Genomic DNA, 21,050 nt, shown 5'->3' with positions numbered 1-21,050 from the left:
CCGAACCGGCCCGGGGCACGGCGATCTGACACCCATTCACCGTATTTCTGACGCCCCCTCAGGAAGCGGGCTCGGCGCACTGCCACTTACCTCGAAGACACAGGGACCCGCCCGAGAGCTCGAGGGAGCACCATGCGCACCACCACCCGCCTGCTGACCGGCAGCGCGCTCGCCGTCGCCGCCGCGGGGCTCCTCTGCGCGCCCGCGTACGCCGGCGACACGGACGGGCTCGCGGTGTTCCCGTCCTCCGTGGTGCCGGGCGGGCAGGTCTCCGTGAGCACGGCGGCGTGCGGGGACGGCAGTACGGCGGCCGCGGGGGACGCCAGCGCGGTGGGCGCGGGTGCGTTCACGCTGGCGCCCGGCACGCAGGACGGTGACGCGACCGGACAGTTCCGGGTGCCGTCGAGCGCGCAGCCGGGGACGTACGAGATCGCCGCGACCTGTGCGGAGGGCGGCCGGCGGGTGACCGGTGACCTGGTGGTCACGCTGACGTCCCAGCGTCAGCCGGCGGTGGTCCATCCCAGAGGAAGTGTGAAGACGGGGGTCGGTGGCGCTCTGGGCCCCGACCCCGTGCAGACCGCGGCCGGCGTGGCGGCTCTCGCCGTCGCGGCCGCGGGCGGTACCTGGCTCCTGCATCGCCGGGCGAGAGGCGACGGGATCTGACGGACACCCTCCGCTGTCCGTCCGCCGGTACCGCATGTCCCCTCCCCCTCCGGGTCCGACGCCCCTCGCGGCCCGGAGGGGGACGGGCAGGCCAGCCGTACGAGGAGGCTCCTGTGCGCAACCGCAGTGTGGGCAACACCGCCATAGCGGGGGTCACCCTGGTGGCCCTGTGCAGCGGCGCGTGGCTGCTGCACAGCGGCGCCGAGACGCACGCCCCGCCGCAGCCGTCCGCCGCGCAGGCGCACGCGGGCGGCGACACCGGGCGGGCCGCGGCGCCCGCGCTGCCGCCGTCCCCGCCCGACCGCGTCCGCATCCCCGCGATTCGCGTGGACGCGCCGCTGATGGGCCTGGCCCTCACGGCGAGCGGCAGCCTCGACGTGCCGCCGGCGTCGAGGAAGAACCTCGCCGGCTGGTACGAGGCCGGCACCACCCCCGGTGAGACGGGCACCGCGATCCTCGCCGGGCATGTCGACAACGCCGAGGGACCGGCCGTCTTCTACGACCTCGGCGCCCTGCGCAAGGGCAGCGCGATCGAGGTGGACCGGCGCGACGGAAGCGTCGCGGTGTTCACGGTGGACGCGGTCGAGGTGTACGACGCGAAGGACTTCCCCGACGAGAAGGTGTACGGCGCCGCGAGGAGACCCGAGCTGCGGGTCATCACCTGCGGCGGCGGCTACTCCCGCTCGACCGGCTACCGGGGGAACGTGGTGGTCTTCGCCCACCTCACGAGCAACCGCTGACACCCGCCGCGGCGCTCGTGCACGCCCAGTCCGGAGACCCGGTCAGACCGGCGCCGACGTCCACGTCCGCTGACGCCCGCCGCGGCGATCATGCGCGCACAACCCGCAGACCCGGTGCGGGTGGTGCCGGCCTCCACGCCCCGGCCACGCACGCGACCCGCCGGGAGCACCTCATGCCGGCCACGCATCGCACGGGCAACCGCCGACGCCCCCATGGCGATCGTGCGTGCGCGCACAACCCGCAGACCCGGTGCGGGTAGTGCCGACCTCCACTCCCCGGACCAAGCCCCTGCCACGTACGCGCCCCGCCGGGCACCCTCATGCACACCGCTCGGGCAACCGCCGACACCCGCCACGGCGATCACGCGCGCGCCGTCCGGAGACCCGGCCCAGCTGGCGCCGACCTCCTCGTCCCGGACCAAGCCCCGGCCACGCACGCCGACCCGCCGACCATCCCCGTGGCGTTCACGCACCGCCCGGGTCACCGCTCCCGACCGCCCGAGCGATGGCGCGGGCGCAGGTCGCGGGGTCCATGTCGGTGGTGTCGACCCGGATGTCGTAGGCCACGCCCTCGTGGACGGTCCGTGCCTGTTTCTCGGCCATGCCCCGGACCCGGTCGCCCCGGGCGAGTTCGCGGGCCGCGGCGACGGCGGGCTCGCAGTGCACGCCGACCCACAGGACGTCGAGGCCGGACAGGGCTCGTCGCCAGCGTTCCTGGGAGTGCGGTCCGCCGAGGAAGACGTCGTCGACGACGACACGGGCACCGGCGCGCACGGTCGCGGCGAGGCCCGCCATCCAGGCCGCCTCCAGCCGCATGAAGTCCGCCCCCACGCTCACCCCGCCGTCCGCCGTGACCTCGAGGCCCGCGTCCGACGCCTGGAGGGCGGACGGCATCGCGTCGACGAAGTCGTCGATGCTGAACGCCAGCCACGGCTCGGGCAGCACGTCCTGGAGAGCGCGCGCGATCGCCGTCTTGCCGGAGCTGGAGCCGCCGTTGAGCATGATCACCTGAGTCGTCACGGCGTCACCGTAGCGTCAGGCGAGCCACTGTTCGTACGCAATATCGGCGACCAGGGCGAGAACGACGGTCAGCAGCACGACCCGTACGAACCCGCTGCCCCGCTTCAGCGCGGTGTGCGCCCCCAGCATGCCGCCCGCGAGGTTGAAGACGGCCATGACGGCGGCCGGCCACCACAGGACGGTGCCCTGCCAGGCGAACATCGCGAGCGCCCCGGCGTTGGTGCAGCAGTTGACGATCTTCGCGGTGGCGGAGGCGGTCACCAGGTCGAGGTGGAGGACCGCGGTGAGGGTGAGGACGAGGAACGTACCGGTGCCGGGACCGATCAGGCCGTCGTAGAACCCGATGCCGAGGCCCGCGAGACCGATCGCGGCGAGGACCCGGCGCGGGCCGGCCGGGCCGGTCGCGGGGGCGGTGCCGAAGGCGGGGCGCAGGATGACGAAGGCGGCGACCCCCAGCAGTACGACCATGATCAGCGGCTTGAGCACGGCCGTGCTCATCCCCGCCGCGAGGAAGGCACCGGCCGAGGACCCGGCGACGGCCGCGATCCCGATGCGGACGGCGAGCCGTACGTCGACGGGCGTCCGGCGCGCGTACGTCACCGCCGCCCCGGAGGTGCCGACGATGGCGACCGCCTTGTTGGTGCCGAGCGCGTACGCGGCCGGGGTGTGCGCGGGCAGCGCGAGCAGCAGGGCCGGCAGCAGCAGGAGACCTCCGCCGCCGACCACGGCGTCGATCCAGCCGGCCGCGAACGCCGCGAGGCACAGGACGACGACCATGGTCAGCGATATGTCGGGCATGATCGCGACCCTAAGGGACGGGGTCCTTGCAGCGTGCACCCACCCGGGTGCCGTCGGGGGCCGGCGTCCTCACAGTGCTCCCCGCGCGCCCGTCCCGAACCCTCACACCCGCCCCCGGCCCCGGCTGAGGGCAGCGTTCCTCGCGGGAAACAGAGGTGATGCGGTCGGGTAACACCCGCACCGCACGCTCCTTGGCATGACCTCGAATACGCGTGTGGTGGTGATCGGCGCCGGGCTCGCGGGCGTCCGGCTCGCCCGGCGGCTCGGCGAGCTCGGCACGCCCGTGACGCTGATCGGCGAGGAGGAGCACCGCCCGTACAACCGGGTGCTCCTCGCCGAGGTGCTGGCCGGGCGGTACACCCCCGACGTGATCGCGCTCCCGGCGCCGGCCGCGCTGACCCGTGCCCGGGTCACCGGCATCGACCGCGGGGCCCGGACCGTCGAGTGCGCCGACGGCTCGAAGATCGCCTACGGCACGCTGGTCCTGGCCACCGGCTCCAACCCCGTGCTGCCGCCGCTGCGCGGCCTGTTCACCCCGGACCACGAGCTGCCCGAGGGCGTGCACGCGTTCCGGACCATGGACGACTGCCTGGGGCTGTCCAAGGCCGTGCAGCCGGGCGTGAAGGCCGTCGTCATCGGCGGCGGACTCCTCGGGGTCTCCGCGGCCCGCGCGCTCGCCCAGCGCGGCGCCCAGGTGATCCTCGCCCAGCAGTCCGAGCGGCTCATGGAACGCCAGCTCGACCCGAGCGCCTCCCGGCTCGTCCGGCGCCACCTCGGGGACCTCGGCGTCGAGGTCCACACCGACCTGCGCGTGCGGGACGTGCGCTGTGTCGGCGGGGCGGTCCGCTCGGTCGAGATGGCCGACGGATATGCCCTGGACGCCGAGATCGTGGTCCTGGCCTGCGGGGTCCACCCCCGTGTCGGTCTCGCGCAGACCGCTGGGCTCGACGTGCGCAAGGGAATCGTCGTCGACGACGAACTGCGCACCTCGGACCCGCACATCCACGCCGTCGGCGACTGCGCCCAGCACGACGGCACCGTCTACGGCCTCGCCACCCCGGCCCTGGAACAGGCGGACGTGCTGGCCGAGTTGCTGGCGGCCGGCTCCGGAAACAAAGGCGCCCGCTACACCGGCACCCGTTCGCTGACCCGGCTCACGCTCCCCGGACAGACCGCCTTCGACCTGGCCGCGTTCGGCGAGACCGAGGCGCTGCCGGGGGACGACGTCGTCCAGCTCGCGGACGCCACCCGCGGCACCTACCGCAAGGTCGTCGTGCGCGACGACCGCCTGGTCGGCGGGGTTCTCGTCGGCGAACTCGGCACCGTCGGCGCGCTCGCCCGCGCCTGGGAGGGAGCAGAGCCGCTCCCCTCCGACGGCGGACCGCTGCTCCACCTGCTCACCAACGATGGAGGCTCCTGATGACCGCCACCCCGGAGGCCACGGAGGCCACCCCCACGATCGTCCTCGTCGGCCACGGCATGGTCGGCCAGCGCTTCCTGGAGGCGATCGCCGAGCGCGGCCTGACCGCCACGCACCGCGTGGTCGTGCTCTGCGAGGAGCCGCGTCCGGCGTACGACCGCGTCGCGCTCACCTCGTACTTCTCGGGGAAGACGCCCGAGGAACTGTCCATGACGGACATGGAGTTCATCGAGACGCACGGCATCGAGCTGTACGTCGGGGACCCGGCCGTCGCGGTCGACCGCGAGGCGAGGAAGGTCACCGCGAGGTCCGGGCAGGTCTTCGGGTACGAGACCCTCGTCCTCGCCACGGGCTCCTACCCCTTCGTGCCGCCGGTCCCGAACAAGGACGCCGAGGGCTGCTTCGTCTACCGCACGATCGAGGACCTCCTCGCCATCGAGGAGTACGCGAGGACCCGCACCACCGGTGCCGTGGTCGGCGGCGGTCTGCTGGGACTTGAGGCGGCCGGTGCGCTGAAGGGCCTCGGACTGACCTCCCACATCGTGGAGTTCGCGCCGCGGCTGATGCCGGTGCAGGTCGACGAGGGCGGTGGCGCGGCGCTGCTGCGGACCATCGAGGAGATGGGACTCTCCGTCCACACGGGCGTCGGCACGCAGGAGATCGTGGTCGACGAGGCCGGCGCCGTCACCGGCATGAAGCTGTCCGACGGCTCCGAACTCGCCACCGACCTGGTGGTGTTCAGCGCCGGTGTCCGCCCCCGCGACCAGCTGGCCCGCGACTGCGGTCTGACGGTCGGCGAGCGCGGCGGCATCGCGGTCGACGAGCAGTGCCGTACGGTCGCCGACCCGCACGTGTTCGCGATCGGCGAGTGCGCTCTGGCCGCCGACGGCCGGGTGTACGGCCTGGTGGCCCCCGGTTACGAGCAGGCCGAGACCGCGGCGGCGACCATCGCCTCCGACGAGGCCTCGTTCGTCGGCGCCGACCTCTCCACCAAGCTGAAGCTGCTCGGCGTGGACGTGGCCTCCTTCGGCGACGCGCACGGCGCCACCGCGGACTGCCTGGACGTCGTCTACTCCGACTCCCGCGCGGGCCTGTACAAGAAGCTGGTCATCGGCCGCGACGGCACGCTGCTGGGCGGCATCCTGGTCGGCGACGCGGAGGCGTACGGCACCCTGAAGGCGTTCACCGGCTCGGTCCCGCCGGTCAGGCCCGAGTCGCTGGTGCTGCCGGCCGGCGCCGGGGAGTCCGTCCAGCTCGGCCCGACCGCGCTGCCCGACGACGCGATCATCTGCTCCTGCAACAACGTCCGCAAGGGCACGATCCGCGCGGCGGTCACCGAGCACAGCTGCACCACCGTGCCCGAGGTGAAGAAGTGCACCAAGGCCGGTACCACCTGCGGCAGTTGCGTCAAGGTGCTCGGCCAGCTGGTCACCGCCGAACTGGAGGCGTCCGGCGTCGAGGTCGACAAGGGCCTGTGCGGCTGCTTCTCGCAGACCCGCGAGGAGCTCTACGAGATCGTCCTCGCCCTGCGCATCAACACCTACCAGGACCTGCTGGACCGCTACGGCCGCGACGGCGCCCGGGGCGGTGACGGCTGCGAGATCTGCAAACCGGCCGTCGGCTCGATCATCGCCTCCCTGGCCCCGACGATCGGCGCGAGCAGCTACGTTCTCGACGGCGAGCAGGCGGCCCTCCAGGACTCCAACGACCACTTCCTCGCCAACATCCAGAAGAACGGCTCCTACTCGGTTGTGCCGCGCATCCCCGGCGGCGAGATCACCCCCGAGGGCCTCATCGTGATCGGCGAGATCGCCCGCGACTTCGGCCTCTACACGAAGATCACCGGCGGCCAGCGGATCGACATGTTCGGCGCCCGGGTCGAGCAGCTCCCCCTCATCTGGACCCGGTTGGTGGACGCCGGCTTCGAGTCGGGCCACGCCTACGGCAAGTCCCTGCGCACGGTGAAGTCCTGCGTCGGCCAGACCTGGTGCCGCTACGGCGTCCAGGACTCGGTCCGCATGGCCATCGACCTGGAGCTGCGCTACCGGGGGCTCAGGTCGCCCCACAAGCTCAAGTCGGCCGTCTCCGGCTGCGCCCGCGAGTGCGCCGAGGCCCAGTCGAAGGACTTCGGCGTCATCGCCACCTCCAACGGCTGGAACCTCTATGTCGGCGGCAACGGCGGCGCCACCCCGCGCCACGCGGACCTGCTCGCCCAGGACCTCACCGACGCCGAACTGATCAGGCTCATCGACCGGTTCCTGATGTTCTACATCCGCACCGCCGACCGCCTGGAGCGCACCTCGACCTGGCTGGAGCGCATCCCCGGCGGCCTGGACCACGTCCGGGACGTGGTCGTGGAGGACTCCCTCGGCATCTGCGAGGAGCTGGAGTCCCTGATGACGGCCCACGTGGCGCACTACGCCGACGAGTGGGCGACCACCATCAACGACCCGGAGAAGCTCGCCCGGTTCGTGTCCTTCGTCAACGCCCCCGACACCCCCGACCCGGTCGTCGGCTTCGTCCCCGAGCGCGAGCAGATCAAGCCCGACCTGCCGCTGCTGACCATCGGCCACCGTCCCCTGGAAGGAAGCGCCCAGCGATGACCCTGGCACCCGAGACCACCGACCTGAAGGTTCAACTCCAGCTGAACGGCGACTGGTTCGCGGTCTGCGAGCTGGCCCGGCTGCTCCCCGGCCGCGGCGTGGCGGCCCTGCTGCCCGACGGCCGGCAGGCGGCCCTGTTCCGCGACCGCGCGGGCCGTCTCTACGCCGTCGACAACCGTGACCCCTTCAGCGGCGCGGCAGTCCTCTCCCGCGGCCTGACCGGCAGCACCCAGGGCCGCCCGTTCGTGGCCTCCCCCCTGCTCAAGCAGCGGTTCGACCTGGAGACCGGGGTGTGCCTGGACGACGAGTCGGTGCGGATCGCGACGTACGAGGTGCGGGCGCAGTGACCTCGCGCGTACGGGCGTAGACAGCACGCCAGTTCCCCCCTGGCCCGGAGCCGCGGTGCTCCGGGCCGGCCCCTTCTCCGGGCGGCCGACGGCTTGCGGGGCGCGCGGTGACACAGCCGATTCCGCTGTGCGCCCCCGAAGTCCGCGGACAGGGTGCGCGCCCCGCCGCAGCGAGATAGCTTCTTGCGGTGGTGACGCAAGAGCCTGATGGTGAACGGGGGACAGTGAGCGACAGCATTGAACTCGCCGATGTGGTCGGGGCCGTGCGCGACGGCCTGGTGGAGGCCGCCGACCGGGGTGCCGGTCAGGGGCTCCGCTTCGAACTCGGCGACATCCACATGGAGTTCGTGGTCGAGGTGCGCCGTGACGCCCGTGCGAAGGGCGGCGTCAAGGCGTGGGTCGTGGACACGGGTGCGGAGGCCGGTGTGTCCAGGGCCCTTACGCACAAGGTCTCGTTCACTCTGAAACCCAGGGACACGGTGAAGGGCCGGGACTGGCTCATCGCCGCCGACGACGAAGGCGATGTGAGCGGCTTCTCCGCCGCGGCCAGGGACTGATCGTGCTGCTCGGCGACCAGGGCGGCCCTCTCAAGGACCGGTTGGCCGCAGTCCTCTGCGGAACCCAGGGCAGTGGCTACCTGCTCTCTCCGCGCCTCGTCCTGACGGCCGCCCACGTCGTCGCGCGTGGCTCCGGCATCCGGGTCCTGGTGCCCGGAAGCCGTGAGCCGGTGCCCTGTGAGCGGGTCTGGCACCGCGACGACGCGTCCTGCGACGCCGCCCTGCTGCTGGCCGACGAACCTCTCACCGACGACGCCCGGACCCCCCGCTGGGGCAGGGTCGGCGGCCTCGCGCCCCTGCCCGGCTGCGAGGCCATCGGCTATCCGTACGCTCAGCGGGGCGGCGACGCCCGGCTGGAGAGCGAGCACGTGACCGGCACCGTCAAGTGCGGCTCCGCGCTGATCAGGCCGACGTACGTGATGGACATCGACCGGGCGCCCGCGCCCCGCGCCGACGGCGGCTCGCCCTGGGCGGGCTTCTCCGGCGCCGCCCTCTTCGCGCGGGGCCTGCTGATCGGGGTGATCGCCGCCGACGCCGAGGGCTGGCTCCACGCTCGTCTGAAGGCCACGCGGGTCGAGGATCTGCTGGGCGACGGCTCCTTCGTCAAGACGCTGACCGAGTTCGGCTGCCCCGCCCCGGACGTCATCCGCGAGGTCCACGGTCCGCCACCGGACCCGGACGCCGAGTTCGAGGAGCGCTACGCCGCGTACGTGCGAAACAAGCACAGTTGCCTGACGATCTACGGCGTCGATCTGAACCACGACCGTGAATGGCCCTTGGACGCCTCCTACTTGAGCCTGGAGGCAACGGCGAGGCAGCGCCCGCCCGGGGGCGCGGACCCGACCGCCGGCACCGGCCCGTTACCGGCCGACAGGGCCCTGGCCCGCCAGGACCGCGTGCTGCTGCGCGGAGTCGCCGGGTCCGGCAAGACCACTCTCGTCCAGTGGCTGGCGGTCGCTGCCGCCGGTGGCCGGGCGCTGGGCGACCTGACCTATCTCCACGGGCGCGTTCCTTTCGTCCTCCCCCTGCGCCATCTCGCCCGGGACGGTGCCCCACTGCCTTCCCCCGAGAGCTTCCTGTCCGCCGTGGGCTGCCCCATCGCGGGGGCCCAGCCGAGCCGCTGGACCGACCGCGTCCTGACCGACGGGCGCGGCCTGCTCCTGGTCGACGGCATCGACGAGATCCCGGAACCGGACCGCGAACGCACCCGCCGGTGGCTGCACGACCTGATCTCCGCCTACCCGGGGAACCTGTGGCTGGTCACCTCCCGGCCGTCCGCCGTGCACGACGGCTGGCTCGCTCTCGACGGGTTCGCCGAACTCGCTCTTCGCCCCATGAACCGGGACGCGGTCACGGAGTTCGTGGAACGCTGGCACTCCGCCACCGGAGCCGAGGCGTCCCTCGCCCGCAGGCTGCTGACCGCCGTCCGCACCAAGCAGGACCTGGCCGCGCTGGCGACCAATCCGCTCATGTGCGCCCTGATCTGCGCCCTGCACCGCGAGCGGAAGGGGTATCTGCCGCACGGTCGCAAGGAGCTGTACGACGCCGCGCTGGCGATGCTGCTGGAGCGCCGGGAGCAGGTGAAGGGCCTGTTCGAGACCATCGGCCTGGAGCTGACGAAGGAGCCGCAGATCGCGCTGCTCCAGAAGCTGGCCTACTGGATGATCCGCAACCAGCAGACCGAGATCCACCGCAGCCGTGCCACACAGATCGTCTCTGACGCTCTCCCCTCCGTGCCGCAGGTGGCGCAACTCGGCGACGCACGGCGGGTTCTGGACCATCTGCTGCTGCGCAGCGGACTGCTGCGCGAGCCGGCGGTGGACGCGATCGACTTCGTCCACCGCACCTTTCAGGACTTCCTGGCCGCGCGGGCGGCCGTGGAGGAGGGTGACTTCGGTCTGCTGGCGGACAGCGCGGACAAGACCCAGTGGGAGGACGTCATCAGGATGGCCGTCGCCCATGCGCGCCCCAAGGAGTGCGCGAACCTCCTCAGGGACCTGGTCGAGCGCGGTGACCGGCTCAAGGACCGCCGTGTTCACCTGCTGGCCATGGCATGCCTGGAGCACGCGGCGGAGCTCGACGAAACCGTCCGCACGCTGGTGAGGGCCCGGGCCTCGGACATCATCCCGCCCCGCACCATCGAGGAGTCGGACGCGCTGATCAAGGTCGGGCCCATGGTCCTGGAACTGCTGCCCGGCCCGGAGGAGCTCACCGAGTGGGAGGCCGGGTACGTACTGGAGACCGCCGCGGGAATCGTCCACGACGCGGCTCTGCCCCTGCTCGCGCGGTTCTGCGAGGCACCGTGGGCCCGGGTGCGGGAACGGGTCGTCGACGCCTGGGGGTCGTTCGACGCCGTCCGCTACGCGCGGGAGGTGATCGCACACCTCCCGGCTGACGACATCCTCACCGTCAGGACTCCCGGGCAGATGGCGACCCTGGAGGAGCTCGGCAGCCGACCACGGCTGCGACTGCGCGGCGACTTCGACGAAAGCTCGCTCGCCGCCGCTCGCCCGCGTCCGCCCGGCCGTACGCACGAGCTGGTGGTCAGCATGAACAACTCCCTCAGAAACCTCGACTTCTTGAAGGAGTGGGCAGGACTGCGCCGCCTCACCCTGTCGAACTGCCCGAACCTCAGGTGCGTCGATGCCCTGGCTCAACTGCCGGGCCTGGAGCACGTCTCGCTGGACGAGCCCGGGGGGCTGCCCGTGCTGCAGGACATCGGCCGGTGGCCCGCGTTACGGTCCCTCGTCCTCGGGAGGGGGAACAGCCCCTCCTCCATGGCGGACTGGGCGGCCGTCCAGTGTCACCCCACGCTTGATGATCTGACGGTCTCGGCACCTTCGCTCGCCTGTCTCCCGCCACGACTGGTCATCACCGGACTCCGGCGACTGGCCCTGGTCGGCTCCCTGTCCGCCGGGCGACTCCTGGGGATGCCGGGGCAGTTCCCGCATGTGTCCGTCCTGGACCTGGGCGGGACCGTCCGCGACGAGGCGACCGGGGTGCACCGCGTCCCCCGGCTTCCCGCTCTGCGGCGGCTGATCGTCCCCAAGGGGGCGGACCTGACCGGCTGGGAGGGGCTTTCGGGCGTGGAAATCTTCGAAGCCCCATAAGTGAACTCACCGTAAGGGGAGGTCAAAACACTAGTAGTCTGCCGCCACACGAGACCTGAATGACGAGGAGGGGCCTCATTGGCTGTGCAGCGTTACCAAGTCGATCTGGACGAGATGGACTTGGCACTCCGCCAGCTGTACGGCGTCATCCGGCGCTTGGAAGAAGCAGAATTGAAGGCCCGCTACCGGACGGGCCTCGCCCGTGACTCGCTCGGCACCGGATTCGAGGAGGCGTACGACTTCTACGCCGGACAGGCATTGGTGAAGACCCACTTGGAGGATGTCGCCGCCCACCTCCGTGTCTTCGCGGAAGAAGTCGCCCGCAAGATGAAATGGACACGGGACGCCTACGACGACGCGGAGTATTAGGCACAGCCACATGGCAGAGAAGGAATACGACTACCTGCGGCCTGGCCGGCGTTATGCGAGCAAGCACTCCACGGCGTTCGCGGCCAGCAGTCTGCGGGAGATCAAGGCGATGGTCGTGTACGCCGACCCCGAGGAGATCCGGGCCGCCGGCCACGGCTGGGACGCGTTCCACGAAGATCTCGTCGGAGGAGAGGACGGCGGTGTCCTCGGTGTGCTCGACGCCCTTGTCGCCCGGCTCACCCGGTCCTGGCAAGGCGCAGCGGCCGAGGCGTTCCGTGCGGAGATGGAGCGCTTCCACCACAAGATCGCCGACACCGCCGAACACGCCAGGTACCTCTCCACCTCCCTGCGAGGTGCCGCCAACGCGTTGCAGGAGTACAAGACCCACATCGACGCGATGCCCCCGGCCGACGACGACCTCCTGGGCACCATGGCGCGGATCAGCGAGGACCCCACGAGCAGGATGAGCGCCGAGGATGTGCTGACCGCCGGCCGGGGCAGGCTGTCCGCCGGCGAGCGGCACGGCCTCGAAGCAGTCGTGGTGATGGAGCAGCTGGGGGGCGCGTACAACTCGCAGGTCGAGGCCATGGGGACCTGGAACCGCGAGAAGCTCACCGCCCCGGACTGTCCGGGCGCGCCCGGTGGCACGGTACCGCTGGCGGAGGTGAGCCCGATCCCGTACGCGGTCTTCTCCGGCGATGCTCCGGTGCCCCCTCCCCCGCCCCCGGCCGAGTCACCGATCCGTACGGGAGTGGGGCGTGTCCTCCACGGTCTCGGGGCGGTCACCGGCGCCGCTGCCGTCAGCGGCGGAGCGACCGAGCCAGGGGTGACCGGTGGCGTCCCGCAGCAGGACCCCGCGCGCCGCGGGGGCAGCGCCGTACCGCATGACGTTCTCAGCGCCGCCCTTCCCGTCACTGGAGGCGGCACCGAGGCATCGCCGGGCGGCTCCGGCCTTCACCGGGGCCCTGACCGGAGCCGTTGACGCCGAGGGCCTGCGGGTCGGGATCCGCCGGAATGCACTCGCGGCCGTCCCGTATCCGGCGAAAATCGGCTGGAGAGCGGAAGAGGGGCCGTGCTTGCATGAGCGCATGGTGCCCACCGACCGTCTCCTCGCCTTCGCGGCCATGTCGTTCCTGCTGATCGTGGTCCCCGGACCCAGTGTGCTGTTCGTGATCGGCCGGGCGCTCGCTCAGGGGCGGCGGGCCGCGCTGACCACGGTGGCCGGGAACACGGTCGGCGCCTACGTGCTGGTGCTCGCCGTCGCCCTCGGGGTCGGCTCGGTCGTGGAGCGCTCGGTGCTGGTCTTCACCACGCTGAAGCTCGCCGGTGCCGCCTATCTGGTGTACCTGGGCGTCAAGGCGTGGCGCGGGCGCGGGTCGCTGCGCGCGGCGTTCGCCGAGGACATGTCGGCGGTCGCGGCAGGGCAGGGCGGTCTGCGCACGTTCTGGGAGGGGTTCGCGGTCGGCGTCACCAACCCCAAGACGATCGTGTTCTTCGCCGCCGTGCTGCCGCAGTTCGTGGACCGCGGCGAAGGCGGGGTGGCCGCGCAGATGCTGCTGCTCGGACTGGTGTTCAACGTCATCGCGCTGTTCTCCGACGCGGTGTGGGGACTGGTCGCGGCGACCGCGCGGGGCTGGTTCGCCCGCTCACCGCGCCGCCTCTCCGCCGTGGGCGGGGTCGGCGGACTGACCATGATCGGGCTCGGTGTGACGGTGGCGGTGACCGGCCGGAAGGACTGAGGGCTGAGGGACCGCGGGACTGCGGGAGTGCGGGGCTGCAGGGCTACGGGGATCAGGTTTTAAGGGCGTCGTACCTCACCCCCGTGAGCTCCTCCGACGCGGCCCACAGGCGCCGGGACACCCGGTCGTCGCGGGTCCAGGGGGCCCGCCACGCGGGGGCCGGGGAGCCGCGCCACCCCGCCAGGGACGGGCCGGTGAAGGAGTCGGGCCGCACGTCAGGGGCGGTGGCCGCGTAGAGGGTGGGCAGGGCGCCGGCGTCGGCGGACTGGGCGAAGAAGCGGTTGCCGACCCGCATGAAGCGTTCCGCCGCTGTGCGGCCGGCCATTCTCGGGCCCGCCGTCTGGAGGTTGGTGGCCGCGTACCCGGGGTGCGCCGCCGCGGCGATCACGTCCGAGCCGTGGGCCGCCAGCCTGCGGGCCAGCTCGTGGACGAAGAGCAGGTTGGCGGTCTTCGAGCGGGCGTAGGCGACCCAACGCCGGTAGCGGCGCTCGCTGTTGAGGTCGTCGATGTCGATGTTGGCCAGCGCGTGCGCGGGGCTGGAGACCGTCACGACGCGCGCGCCGGGGGTCGCGAGGAGCGTCGGCAGCAGCAGGCCGGTCAGCGCGAAGTGGCCCAGGTGGTTCGTGCCGAACTGGGTCTCGAAGCCGTCCGCCGTCGTGCCGTACGGCAGCGCCATCACGCCCGCGTTGTTGACCAGCAGGTCGAGACGGCCGTAGGGATACGCGCTCGCGAACTCCCGTACGGAGGCCAGGTCCGCGAGGTCGAGGCGGGTGAACTCCGCTTCCGCGCCCGGGACTTCACCGGTCAGCCGGTTCCTGGCCTCGGCGCCCCGCGCCTCACTGCGGCAGGCGAGCAGCACGCGGGCTCCGCTGCGGGCGAGTTCGCGCGCGGTGGCGTACCCGATCCCGCTGTTGGCCCCGGTGACGACGGCCACGCGTCCGCTCTGGCCGGGGACGTCCTCGGCACTCCAGCCCGACATGACCGGCTCCCTCCGCAGACGGGGGTGGTACGTCCAGCCTATGAGCGCGGCCGGCCGGAGGTAACGCCGCATGACATGTAATTGTCACGGATTCAACACTTCACCTCCATAACTGCCGCGACAGCAATACGGTCATCCCCTCACGTAACACCTCCAGGGGGACGAGATGACCAACCCGTACCACACCCAGCCCACGCCGCCGTGGCAGCCCGCACCGCCGCCGCCCGCCTTCCGGCCCGCTCCCAAGTGGGCGCGGAAGCGGTACGTCCTGCCCGCCCTCGCGGTCGCGCTCTTCCTGGGCGTCGGTATGGGCGCCGGCGACCAGGGCGGGACGACGAACGACGCGAAGCCGGCCGCCGCGAGCCCGCAGCCGACGGTCACCGTGACGGCGACGGCGACGGCTACGGCCACCGCGACCCCGGAGCCCGCGGCCACCGTGACCGCCACGAAGACGGTCAAGGTCACCAGGACCGTCACGGCACAGACCGAGGCGGACACCGGCTCCGGATCCGGCTCGGACTCGGGTTCCGGATCCGACTCGGGTTCTGGCAGCGTCTACTACGCCAACTGCTCCGAGGCCCGGGCAGCCGGTGCCGCGCCGATCCGTCGCGGTGAGCCGGGTTACGCCTCCCATCTGGACCGCGACAACGACGGTGTGGCCTGCGACAGTTGAGCCGTCGGCGGTCCCGGGCGCGTGACGGCGGGCCTGGTGGAGGGGGTTCCCGATAATCGTTCCTCCCGCCACGGGCCCGTACGCCAGGATGTGCGCATGACACGAAACGCGCGTGCCCTCCTCGCCCTGTCACTGCTGCCGGTCCTTCTGACGGGCTGCGGTGCGGACAAGGGGAGCGGGACGGCGGGGGCGGCCGCCGACAGCGCCGACCTCGCGGCCGCCGCCCAGGACTGGGGTGTCGAGCCGGAACTCGTCCATGTCACGAAGGTCCCCGGCTTCACCGTGTTCCCGGCGTCGGTCGGCGCGTACGGGGACGGCCAGTTCGCCGCCGCGTACCGGTCCGACCAGGGGTCCAGGCGGATCGGCCTCTTCGCGGACCGCGAGACCCTGACGGCGGAGAACTGCGCTCAGCAGCCACTGGGCGCCGACGCGCTCAAGCCGGTCGTCTGCGAGCGGGACGGCGATGCCTGGTACCGCACGGCGGGCGGGGTCCACGAGTACGCGGTGCCCCGCGACGGTGTGGTGGTACGGCTCATCGCCGACCGGAAGAAGGTCGACCGCAGGGTCCTGCGCGAGGCGGCCGAGGCGGTCCACCGCCCGTCCGACAGCGAACTGGCCGCACTGCGACCGGCCGGCGAGGGCTCGGACACCTGAGCCGCCCGCGGCCCACCACGAGGGGGCGGCACCCCCGCACAAGGGTGCCGCCCCCTCTTTCCGTGATCCGGAACCGCCGCCCATCGGATGAGGGTCGGGGACGGGCGGCGGTTCCGGAGTCCAGTGGCCGTAGCCATGGCCATGGCCATGGCCATGGCCATCAGGGGCCTACCGGTGGTCGCTCCCGTTCGCCGTGATCGCCGCGCGTCCCGCCTCCAGGCGGGCCACCGGGATGCGGAACGGGGAGCAGGAGACGTAGTCCAGGCCGACCTCGTGGAAGAAGTGGACGGACTCCGGGTCGCCGCCGTGCTCACCGCAGACGCCGAGCTTGAGGTCGGGGCGGGTCTTCCGGCCCGCCTCGGCGGCGAGCTTGACCAGCGAGCCGACGCCGTCCTTGTCGATCGTCTCGAAGGGAGAGACTCCGAAGATGCCCTTCTCCAGGTACGCGGTGAAGAAGCTCGCCTCCACGTCGTCCCGGCTGAAGCCCCACACCGTCTGGGTGAGGTCGTTGGTGCCGAAGGAGAAGAACTCCGCCGCCTCCGCGATCTGACCGGCGGTCAGCGCGGCACGCGGCAGCTCGATCATCGTGCCGATCGACAGCTTCAGCTCCACACCGGTGGCCGCCTCGACCTCCGCGACGACCTGGTCGGCCTCCTCGCGGACGATCTCCAGCTCCTGGACGGTGCCGACGAGCGGGATCATGATCTCGGCGCGCGGGTCGCCCTTGGCGTTCTTGCGCTCGGCGGCCGCCTCGGCGATCGCGCGGACCTGCATGGTGAACAGGCCGGGGATGACCAGGCCCAGGCGCACGCCGCGCAGGCCCAGCATCGGGTTCTGCTCGTGCAGGCGGTGCACGGCCTGGAGCAGGCGCAGTTCGTTCTCGTGCGGCTCCTGGCGGGACTCCGCCAGCGCCACACGGACCGACAGCTCGGTGATGTCGGGGAGGAACTCGTGCAGCGGCGGGTCGAGCAGCCGTACCGTCACCGGCAGGCCGTCCATCGCCGAGAACAGCTCCACGAAGTCCTGCTTCTGGAGCGGGAGCAGCGCCTTCAGCGACTCCTCGCGCTCGGCCTCCGTGTCGGCCAGGATGAGCCGCTCGACCAGCTCACGGCGGTCGCCGAGGAACATGTGCTCGGTACGGCACAGGCCGATGCCCTGGGCGCCGAAGCGACGGGCGCGCAGCGCGTCCTCGGCGTTGTCGGCGTTGGCCCGTACCCGCAGCCGGCGCTTGCGGTCGGCGAAGGCCATGATCCGGTGCACGGCCTCGACCAGCTCGTCGGCGTCGTTGGCGCCCGCGTGCATGCGGCCCTCGAAGTACTCCACGACGGGGGACGGGACGACCGGGACCTCACCGAGGTACACCTTGCCGCTGGAGCCGTCGATGGAGATCAGGTCGCCCTCCTCCACGACGTGCCCGCCCGGCACGGTCATCCGGCGCCGTTTGGTGTCGACCTCCAGCTCCTCGGCGCCGCAGACACAGGTCTTGCCCATGCCGCGCGCGACGACGGCCGCGTGGGAGGTCTTGCCGCCGCGGGAGGTCAGGATGCCCTCGGCCGCGATCATGCCGTCGAGGTCGTCGGGGTTGGTCTCCCGGCGGACGAGAATCACCTTCTCGCCGGAACGGGACCACTTCACCGCGGTGTACGAGTCGAAGACCGCCTTGCCGACGGCCGCGCCCGGCGAGGCGGCGATGCCCCGGCCGACCTGCGCGACCTTGGAGTTCTCGTCGAAGCGCGGGAACATCAGCTGGGCGAGCTGGGCGCCGGTGACGCGCTGGAGCGCCTCGGCCTCGTCGATCAGGCCCTGGTCGACGAGCTGGGTCGCGATCCGGAAGGCCGCGCCGGCCGTGCGCTTGCCGACCCGGGTCTGGAGCATCCACAGCTGTCCGCGCTCGATGGTGAACTCGATGTCGCAGAGGTCCTTGTAGTGGTTCTCCAGCGTCTCCATGATCTGCATCAGCTGGTCGTACGACTTCTTGTCGATCTGCTCCAGCTCCGCGAGCGGGACCGTGTTGCGGATGCCCGCGACGACGTCCTCGCCCTGCGCGTTCTGGAGGTAGTCGCCGTAGACGCCCTGGTGGCCGGAGGCGGGGTCGCGGGTGAAGGCGACGCCGGTGCCGGAGTCGGGGCCGAGGTTGCCGAAGACCATGGAGCAGACGTTGACGGCCGTGCCCAGGTCGTGCGGGATGCGCTCCTGGCGGCGGTAGAGCTTGGCGCGGTCGGTGTTCCAGGAGTCGAAGACCGCGTGGATGGCGAGGTCCATCTGCTCGCGCGGGTCCTGCGGGAAGTCCCGGCCCGCCTCCTTCTTGACGATCTTCTTGAAGGCGGTGACCAGCTTCTTGAGGTCGGCGGCCTCCAGGTCGGTGTCGACCGTGACCTTCTTGGCATCCTTGGCCTTGTCGAGGGCCTCCTCGAAGAGGTCGCCGTCGACGCCGAGGACGGTCTTGCCGAACATCTGGATCAGGCGCCGGTAGGAGTCCCAGGCGAAGCGGTCGTCGCCGGCCTGCTTGGCGAGCCCCTGGACCGACTTGTCGGAGAGGCCGATGTTCAGGACGGTGTCCATCATGCCGGGCATGGAGAACTTCGCGCCGGAGCGGACCGAGACCAGCAGCGGGTCGTCGGCCTGGCCGAGCTTCTTGCCCATGCGCTGCTCCAGCGCGTCGAGGTGCGCACTCACCTCGTCACGCAGTGCCGCCGGCTCCTCACCGCTGTCCAGGTAGACCTTGCAGGCTTCGGTCGTGATGGTGAAGCCGGGAGGCACGGGGAGTCCCAGGTTGGTCATCTCGGCGAGGTTCGCGCCCTTGCCACCCAGGAGGTCCTTGAGGTCCTTGTTTCCCTCGGTGAAGTCGTAGACGAACTTCGCTACGTGGGGTTCTTTGTTTTCCGACACGGGTCTCGACTCCCTCGAGGACGCGGTGGCTGCCCTGACGGCGAGGAACATACCCAGATCGAAGGCGTCTGGGTACGTCTACTCGGGCGTCATACGCCCGTAACCAGTCGTCCGCCAGCGGATCGAAAGTCAAAGCTTGGCAAGCGACACGGGCCAGATGTTTTCACTTCTTGAACGCAACAACCTCCATCGACCGCCAGAATCGCTCATCTGAGCAGTGTGAGGCACGCCTGATTTCGATCGATGAACGATCAAGGGGTGGCACTGAGTGCCACCCCTTGGAGAAGTGCAGTCGCCCAAGATCCGCTCATCTGAGCCCTGCCCTTATCAAGCGTGGCGAGAATCACGCTGCCACAGCGGCCGGGATTTCACCATGCGGACGTGTCCCGGGACCGAAACACGGACGTCATACGCCCAGGGCCAGCAACCGTTCCTCGACCCGCTCGGGCGCGTACAGGTGCTCCACCACCAGCGCACCCGCCCCGACCAGCCCGGCCCGCTCCCCCAGCCGTGAGGTCACCACCTCCAGGCGGGCCGTGGAGCGCGGCAGCGCCCGCTGGTACAGCAGTTCACGGACGCCGGTGAGGAAGGGAGTTCCGGCCAGATCCCCGGCGATCATCAGGACCCCGGGGTTCAGCAGGGTCACGACCGTCGCCAGGACGTCCCCGACGTGCCGCCCCGCCTCCCGCGCGAGGGCCGCCGCCTCGGGGTGTCCCGAGGCGAGCAGGTCCCGCACGTCCGAGCCGGAGGCCGCCGGCACCCCGGCCGCCGCCAGCCGGCGGGCCACGGCGCCGCCACTGGCCACGGCGGCGAGACAGCCGTAGGAACCGCACCGGCACAGCGCCTCCGCGCCCGCCGGCACCCGGATGTGGCCCAGGTCCCCCGCGCCGCCGTCGATGCCCCGGTAGAGCGAGCCGTCGACCACCACACCGGCGCCGATCCCGGTCGAGACCTTGACCAGCACGAACGCCGAGCAGTCGGGGCGCGAGGTGCGCTGCTCGCCGTACGCCATGAGGTTGGCGTCGTTGTCGACGAGCACGGGGACCGGTCCCGCGCCGGTGTGCTCGGCGAAGGACCGGGCGAGGCGGTCTCTTATGTCGAAGCCGTCCCAGCCGGGCATGATCGGCGGCTGCACCACCCGGCCGCTCTCCAGGTCGACCGGCCCCGGCACGGCGAGCCCGATCCCGCAGACCTCCTCCGCCCGGTGGCCCGCCTTCTCCAGCAGCTCGGCGAACCAGCGGCCCAGCTCGCCGAGCACGGCGTCCGGGCCGTCCTCGATGACCAGGGTGCCGCTGTGCTCGGCGAGGATCTCGCCGGTCAGGGAGAGCACGGCCGCGCGGGCGTGCCGGGTCTCCAGGTCGGCGGCGAGGACGACCGCGTGGGCGTCGTCGAACTCCAGGGTGATGGAGGGGCGGCCGCCGAGCGGGGAGTCCACGGGGCCCCCGGCGCCCTCGCGCAGCCAGCCCGCGCGGAAGAGGCGGTCCAGGCGCTGGCCGACGGTCGCCCGGGACAGTCCGGTGGCCTGCTGGAGCGCGCCGCGCGTGACGGCACGCCCGCTGCGGACCAGTTCGAGCAGATCTCCGGCGCCGGTCTGACTCCGTCCAGCCATGCGCACCCCCTTGTGTTTCTCAACTCTGCATTACATATTGGGTTTTGCGTGTTAAATAGACGTAACCCTACGGTAGCCCTGACCGAACCGGTCAGCCACACGTCTTTCGGGGAGCCCCGAGTGGATCGCACTGCCCAGCTCGTCACCCCTTCCGCGGAGCGTTCGATCGCATACGATCCCCCGGGTTCGGCGCATCCCCTGCACGTCGGGGCGGCGAGGGTGCTGGAGAGCAACTGGACCGGCACCTCCACGGTCCCCTCGCGGGGCCTGTACCCGCACCAGTGGTCCTGGGACTCCGCGTTCATCGCGATCGGCCTGCGCCACCTCTCGCCGCTGCGGGCCCAGACCGAGCTGGAGACCCTGCTGGCGGCCCAGTGGGGCGACGGGCGCGTCCCGCACATCGTCTTCAACCCCTCCGTACCGCTCGACGCGTACTTCCCGAGCCCCGACTTCTGGCGCTCCTCGACCGCGGGCCACGGCGCGGGCGCCCCGCGCACCGTACAGACGTCCGGCATCGTGCAGCCACCGGTCCACGCCCTGGCGGCGTGGCTCGTCCACCGCGCCGATCCCGGCCTGTCCCGGGCGCGCGGCTTCCTCGCCCGGGTGTACCCGCGTCTGGCGTCCTGGCACCGCTATCTGCTGCACCGCCGGGACCTGGGCGGCGGCGGACTCGCCTCCGTCGTGCACCCCTGGGAACAGGGTATGGACAACAGCCCCGCCTGGGACCTGCCGCTCTCCCGCGTCACCCCGGCCCCGGCCCGCTCCTTCCGCCGCGCCGACCTCGACCACGGGGCGCCCGAGGACCGCCCGACGGACCTGGACTACGGCCGGTACGTCCGGCTGGCGACGGACTACAGGGACGCCGGGTACAGGGATGGGC

The 21,050-nt window shown here is 71.8% G+C and carries 17 protein-coding genes and 1 pseudogene; 13 read left to right on the top strand and 5 right to left on the bottom strand.

Features of this window, described 5'->3' with window-relative positions; genetic code table 11:
- The first annotated feature begins 132 nt into the window (after window positions 1–132).
- Entirely contained in the window at window positions 133–663 is a 531-nt protein-coding gene (locus EHS43_RS08430) for a hypothetical protein (RefSeq protein WP_125189907.1), read from the top strand.
- 113 nt (window positions 664–776) lie between these two features.
- Window positions 777–1,403: a class F sortase gene (locus EHS43_RS08425; RefSeq protein WP_125189906.1), complete on the top strand. Its 627-nt coding sequence runs from the start codon at window positions 777–779 to the stop codon at window positions 1,401–1,403.
- Window positions 1,404–1,868: 465 nt separating this feature from the next.
- Here the strand turns inward: EHS43_RS08425 and cpt are convergent, their stop codons facing one another.
- Together cpt and EHS43_RS08415 are read right to left on the bottom strand one after the other, a co-directional pair.
- Entirely contained in the window at window positions 1,869–2,423 is a 555-nt protein-coding gene (cpt, locus tag EHS43_RS08420) for a chloramphenicol phosphotransferase CPT (protein WP_185806160.1), read from the bottom strand.
- A 15-nt stretch (window positions 2,424–2,438) separates the two neighbouring features.
- Entirely contained in the window at window positions 2,439–3,221 is a 783-nt protein-coding gene (locus EHS43_RS08415) for a sulfite exporter TauE/SafE family protein (RefSeq protein WP_125189905.1), read from the bottom strand.
- Between the two features lie 196 nt (window positions 3,222–3,417).
- Here EHS43_RS08415 and EHS43_RS08410 point away from each other — a divergent pair, with 196 nt between their 5' ends.
- From EHS43_RS08410 to EHS43_RS08375, 8 genes are all read left to right on the top strand, one after another.
- On the top strand, window positions 3,418–4,641 hold the full coding sequence (locus EHS43_RS08410; RefSeq protein WP_125189904.1) for an NAD(P)/FAD-dependent oxidoreductase: 1,224 nt from the start codon (window positions 3,418–3,420) through the stop codon (window positions 4,639–4,641).
- The gene (nirB, locus tag EHS43_RS08405) at window positions 4,641–7,244 is read left to right on the top strand and encodes a nitrite reductase large subunit NirB (protein WP_125189903.1); all 2,604 of its coding nucleotides are present in this window, start codon (window positions 4,641–4,643) and stop codon (window positions 7,242–7,244) included. Before EHS43_RS08410 ends, nirB begins: the two co-directional genes overlap by 1 nt.
- Window positions 7,241–7,591 carry a nitrite reductase small subunit NirD gene (gene nirD, locus EHS43_RS08400; protein ID WP_125189902.1) on the top strand — a complete coding sequence of 117 codons (351 nt, stop codon included), beginning with the start codon at window positions 7,241–7,243 and terminating at the stop codon, window positions 7,589–7,591. Before nirB ends, nirD begins: the two co-directional genes overlap by 4 nt.
- A 224-nt stretch (window positions 7,592–7,815) precedes the next feature.
- Window positions 7,816–8,148 (top strand): trypco2 family protein, encoded by a 333-nt coding sequence (locus EHS43_RS08395; RefSeq protein ID WP_125189901.1) that lies wholly within the window; start codon window positions 7,816–7,818, stop codon window positions 8,146–8,148.
- A gap of 2 nt (window positions 8,149–8,150) precedes the next feature.
- Window positions 8,151–11,258, top strand: a complete 3,108-nt coding sequence (locus EHS43_RS08390; RefSeq protein WP_185806159.1) for an NACHT domain-containing protein — start codon at window positions 8,151–8,153, stop codon at window positions 11,256–11,258.
- Window positions 11,259–11,342: 84 nt separating this feature from the next.
- Window positions 11,343–11,627, top strand: a complete 285-nt coding sequence (locus EHS43_RS08385; protein ID WP_125189899.1) for a hypothetical protein — start codon at window positions 11,343–11,345, stop codon at window positions 11,625–11,627.
- A 10-nt stretch (window positions 11,628–11,637) separates the two neighbouring features.
- On the top strand, window positions 11,638–12,609 hold the full coding sequence (locus EHS43_RS08380) for a WXG100 family type VII secretion target (protein ID WP_125189898.1): 972 nt from the start codon (window positions 11,638–11,640) through the stop codon (window positions 12,607–12,609).
- A 106-nt stretch (window positions 12,610–12,715) separates the two neighbouring features.
- On the top strand, window positions 12,716–13,366 hold the full coding sequence (locus EHS43_RS08375; protein ID WP_125189897.1) for a LysE family translocator: 651 nt from the start codon (window positions 12,716–12,718) through the stop codon (window positions 13,364–13,366).
- 52 nt (window positions 13,367–13,418) lie between these two features.
- Here EHS43_RS08375 and EHS43_RS08370 read toward each other — a convergent pair whose 3' ends face one another.
- Window positions 13,419–14,345: an oxidoreductase gene (locus EHS43_RS08370; protein ID WP_125189896.1), complete on the bottom strand. Its 927-nt coding sequence runs from the start codon at window positions 14,343–14,345 to the stop codon at window positions 13,419–13,421.
- 166 nt (window positions 14,346–14,511) lie between these two features.
- On the opposite strand from EHS43_RS08370, the gene EHS43_RS08365 reads away from it, so the two are divergent.
- The gene (locus tag EHS43_RS08365; protein WP_125189895.1) at window positions 14,512–15,018 is read left to right on the top strand and encodes an excalibur calcium-binding domain-containing protein; all 507 of its coding nucleotides are present in this window, start codon (window positions 14,512–14,514) and stop codon (window positions 15,016–15,018) included.
- Window positions 15,019–15,114: 96 nt separating this feature from the next.
- Window positions 15,115–15,672: a hypothetical protein gene (locus tag EHS43_RS08360; protein WP_185806158.1), complete on the top strand. Its 558-nt coding sequence runs from the start codon at window positions 15,115–15,117 to the stop codon at window positions 15,670–15,672.
- 168 nt (window positions 15,673–15,840) lie between these two features.
- On the opposite strand, the gene ppdK is transcribed toward EHS43_RS08360, so the two are convergent.
- Window positions 15,841–18,561, bottom strand: coding sequence for a pyruvate, phosphate dikinase (gene ppdK / locus EHS43_RS08355; protein ID WP_125189894.1), 2,721 nt, complete (start codon window positions 18,559–18,561; stop codon window positions 15,841–15,843).
- A 406-nt stretch (window positions 18,562–18,967) separates the two neighbouring features.
- On the bottom strand, window positions 18,968–20,170 hold the full coding sequence (locus tag EHS43_RS08350; RefSeq protein WP_125189893.1) for an ROK family transcriptional regulator: 1,203 nt from the start codon (window positions 20,168–20,170) through the stop codon (window positions 18,968–18,970).
- Window positions 20,171–20,290: 120 nt separating this feature from the next.
- Here EHS43_RS08350 and EHS43_RS08345 point away from each other — a divergent pair.
- A pseudogene (locus tag EHS43_RS08345) lies at window positions 20,291–21,050 on the top strand (hypothetical protein); the annotation flags it as partial.

This window comes from Streptomyces sp. RP5T (genome assembly GCF_003933965.1).
GTDB lineage: Bacteria > Actinomycetota > Actinomycetes > Streptomycetales > Streptomycetaceae > Streptomyces.
This window is presented reverse-complemented; position numbering and strand designations above follow the sequence as displayed.

Coding starts and splice junctions, on each gene's coding strand:
- EHS43_RS08430 (WP_125189907.1), top strand. CDS start 133: ATGCGCACCACCACCCGCCTGCTGACCGGCAGCGCGCTCGCCGTCGCC.
- EHS43_RS08415 (WP_125189905.1), bottom strand. CDS start 3,221: ATGCCCGACATATCGCTGACCATGGTCGTCGTCCTGTGCCTCGCGGCG.
- EHS43_RS08410 (WP_125189904.1), top strand. CDS start 3,418: ATGACCTCGAATACGCGTGTGGTGGTGATCGGCGCCGGGCTCGCGGGC.
- nirB (WP_125189903.1), top strand. CDS start 4,641: ATGACCGCCACCCCGGAGGCCACGGAGGCCACCCCCACGATCGTCCTC.
- nirD (WP_125189902.1), top strand. CDS start 7,241: ATGACCCTGGCACCCGAGACCACCGACCTGAAGGTTCAACTCCAGCTG.
- EHS43_RS08380 (WP_125189898.1), top strand. CDS start 11,638: ATGGCAGAGAAGGAATACGACTACCTGCGGCCTGGCCGGCGTTATGCG.
- EHS43_RS08375 (WP_125189897.1), top strand. CDS start 12,716: ATGGTGCCCACCGACCGTCTCCTCGCCTTCGCGGCCATGTCGTTCCTG.
- EHS43_RS08370 (WP_125189896.1), bottom strand. CDS start 14,345: ATGTCGGGCTGGAGTGCCGAGGACGTCCCCGGCCAGAGCGGACGCGTG.
- EHS43_RS08365 (WP_125189895.1), top strand. CDS start 14,512: ATGACCAACCCGTACCACACCCAGCCCACGCCGCCGTGGCAGCCCGCA.
- EHS43_RS08360 (WP_185806158.1), top strand. CDS start 15,115: ATGACACGAAACGCGCGTGCCCTCCTCGCCCTGTCACTGCTGCCGGTC.
- EHS43_RS08350 (WP_125189893.1), bottom strand. CDS start 20,170: ATGGCTGGACGGAGTCAGACCGGCGCCGGAGATCTGCTCGAACTGGTC.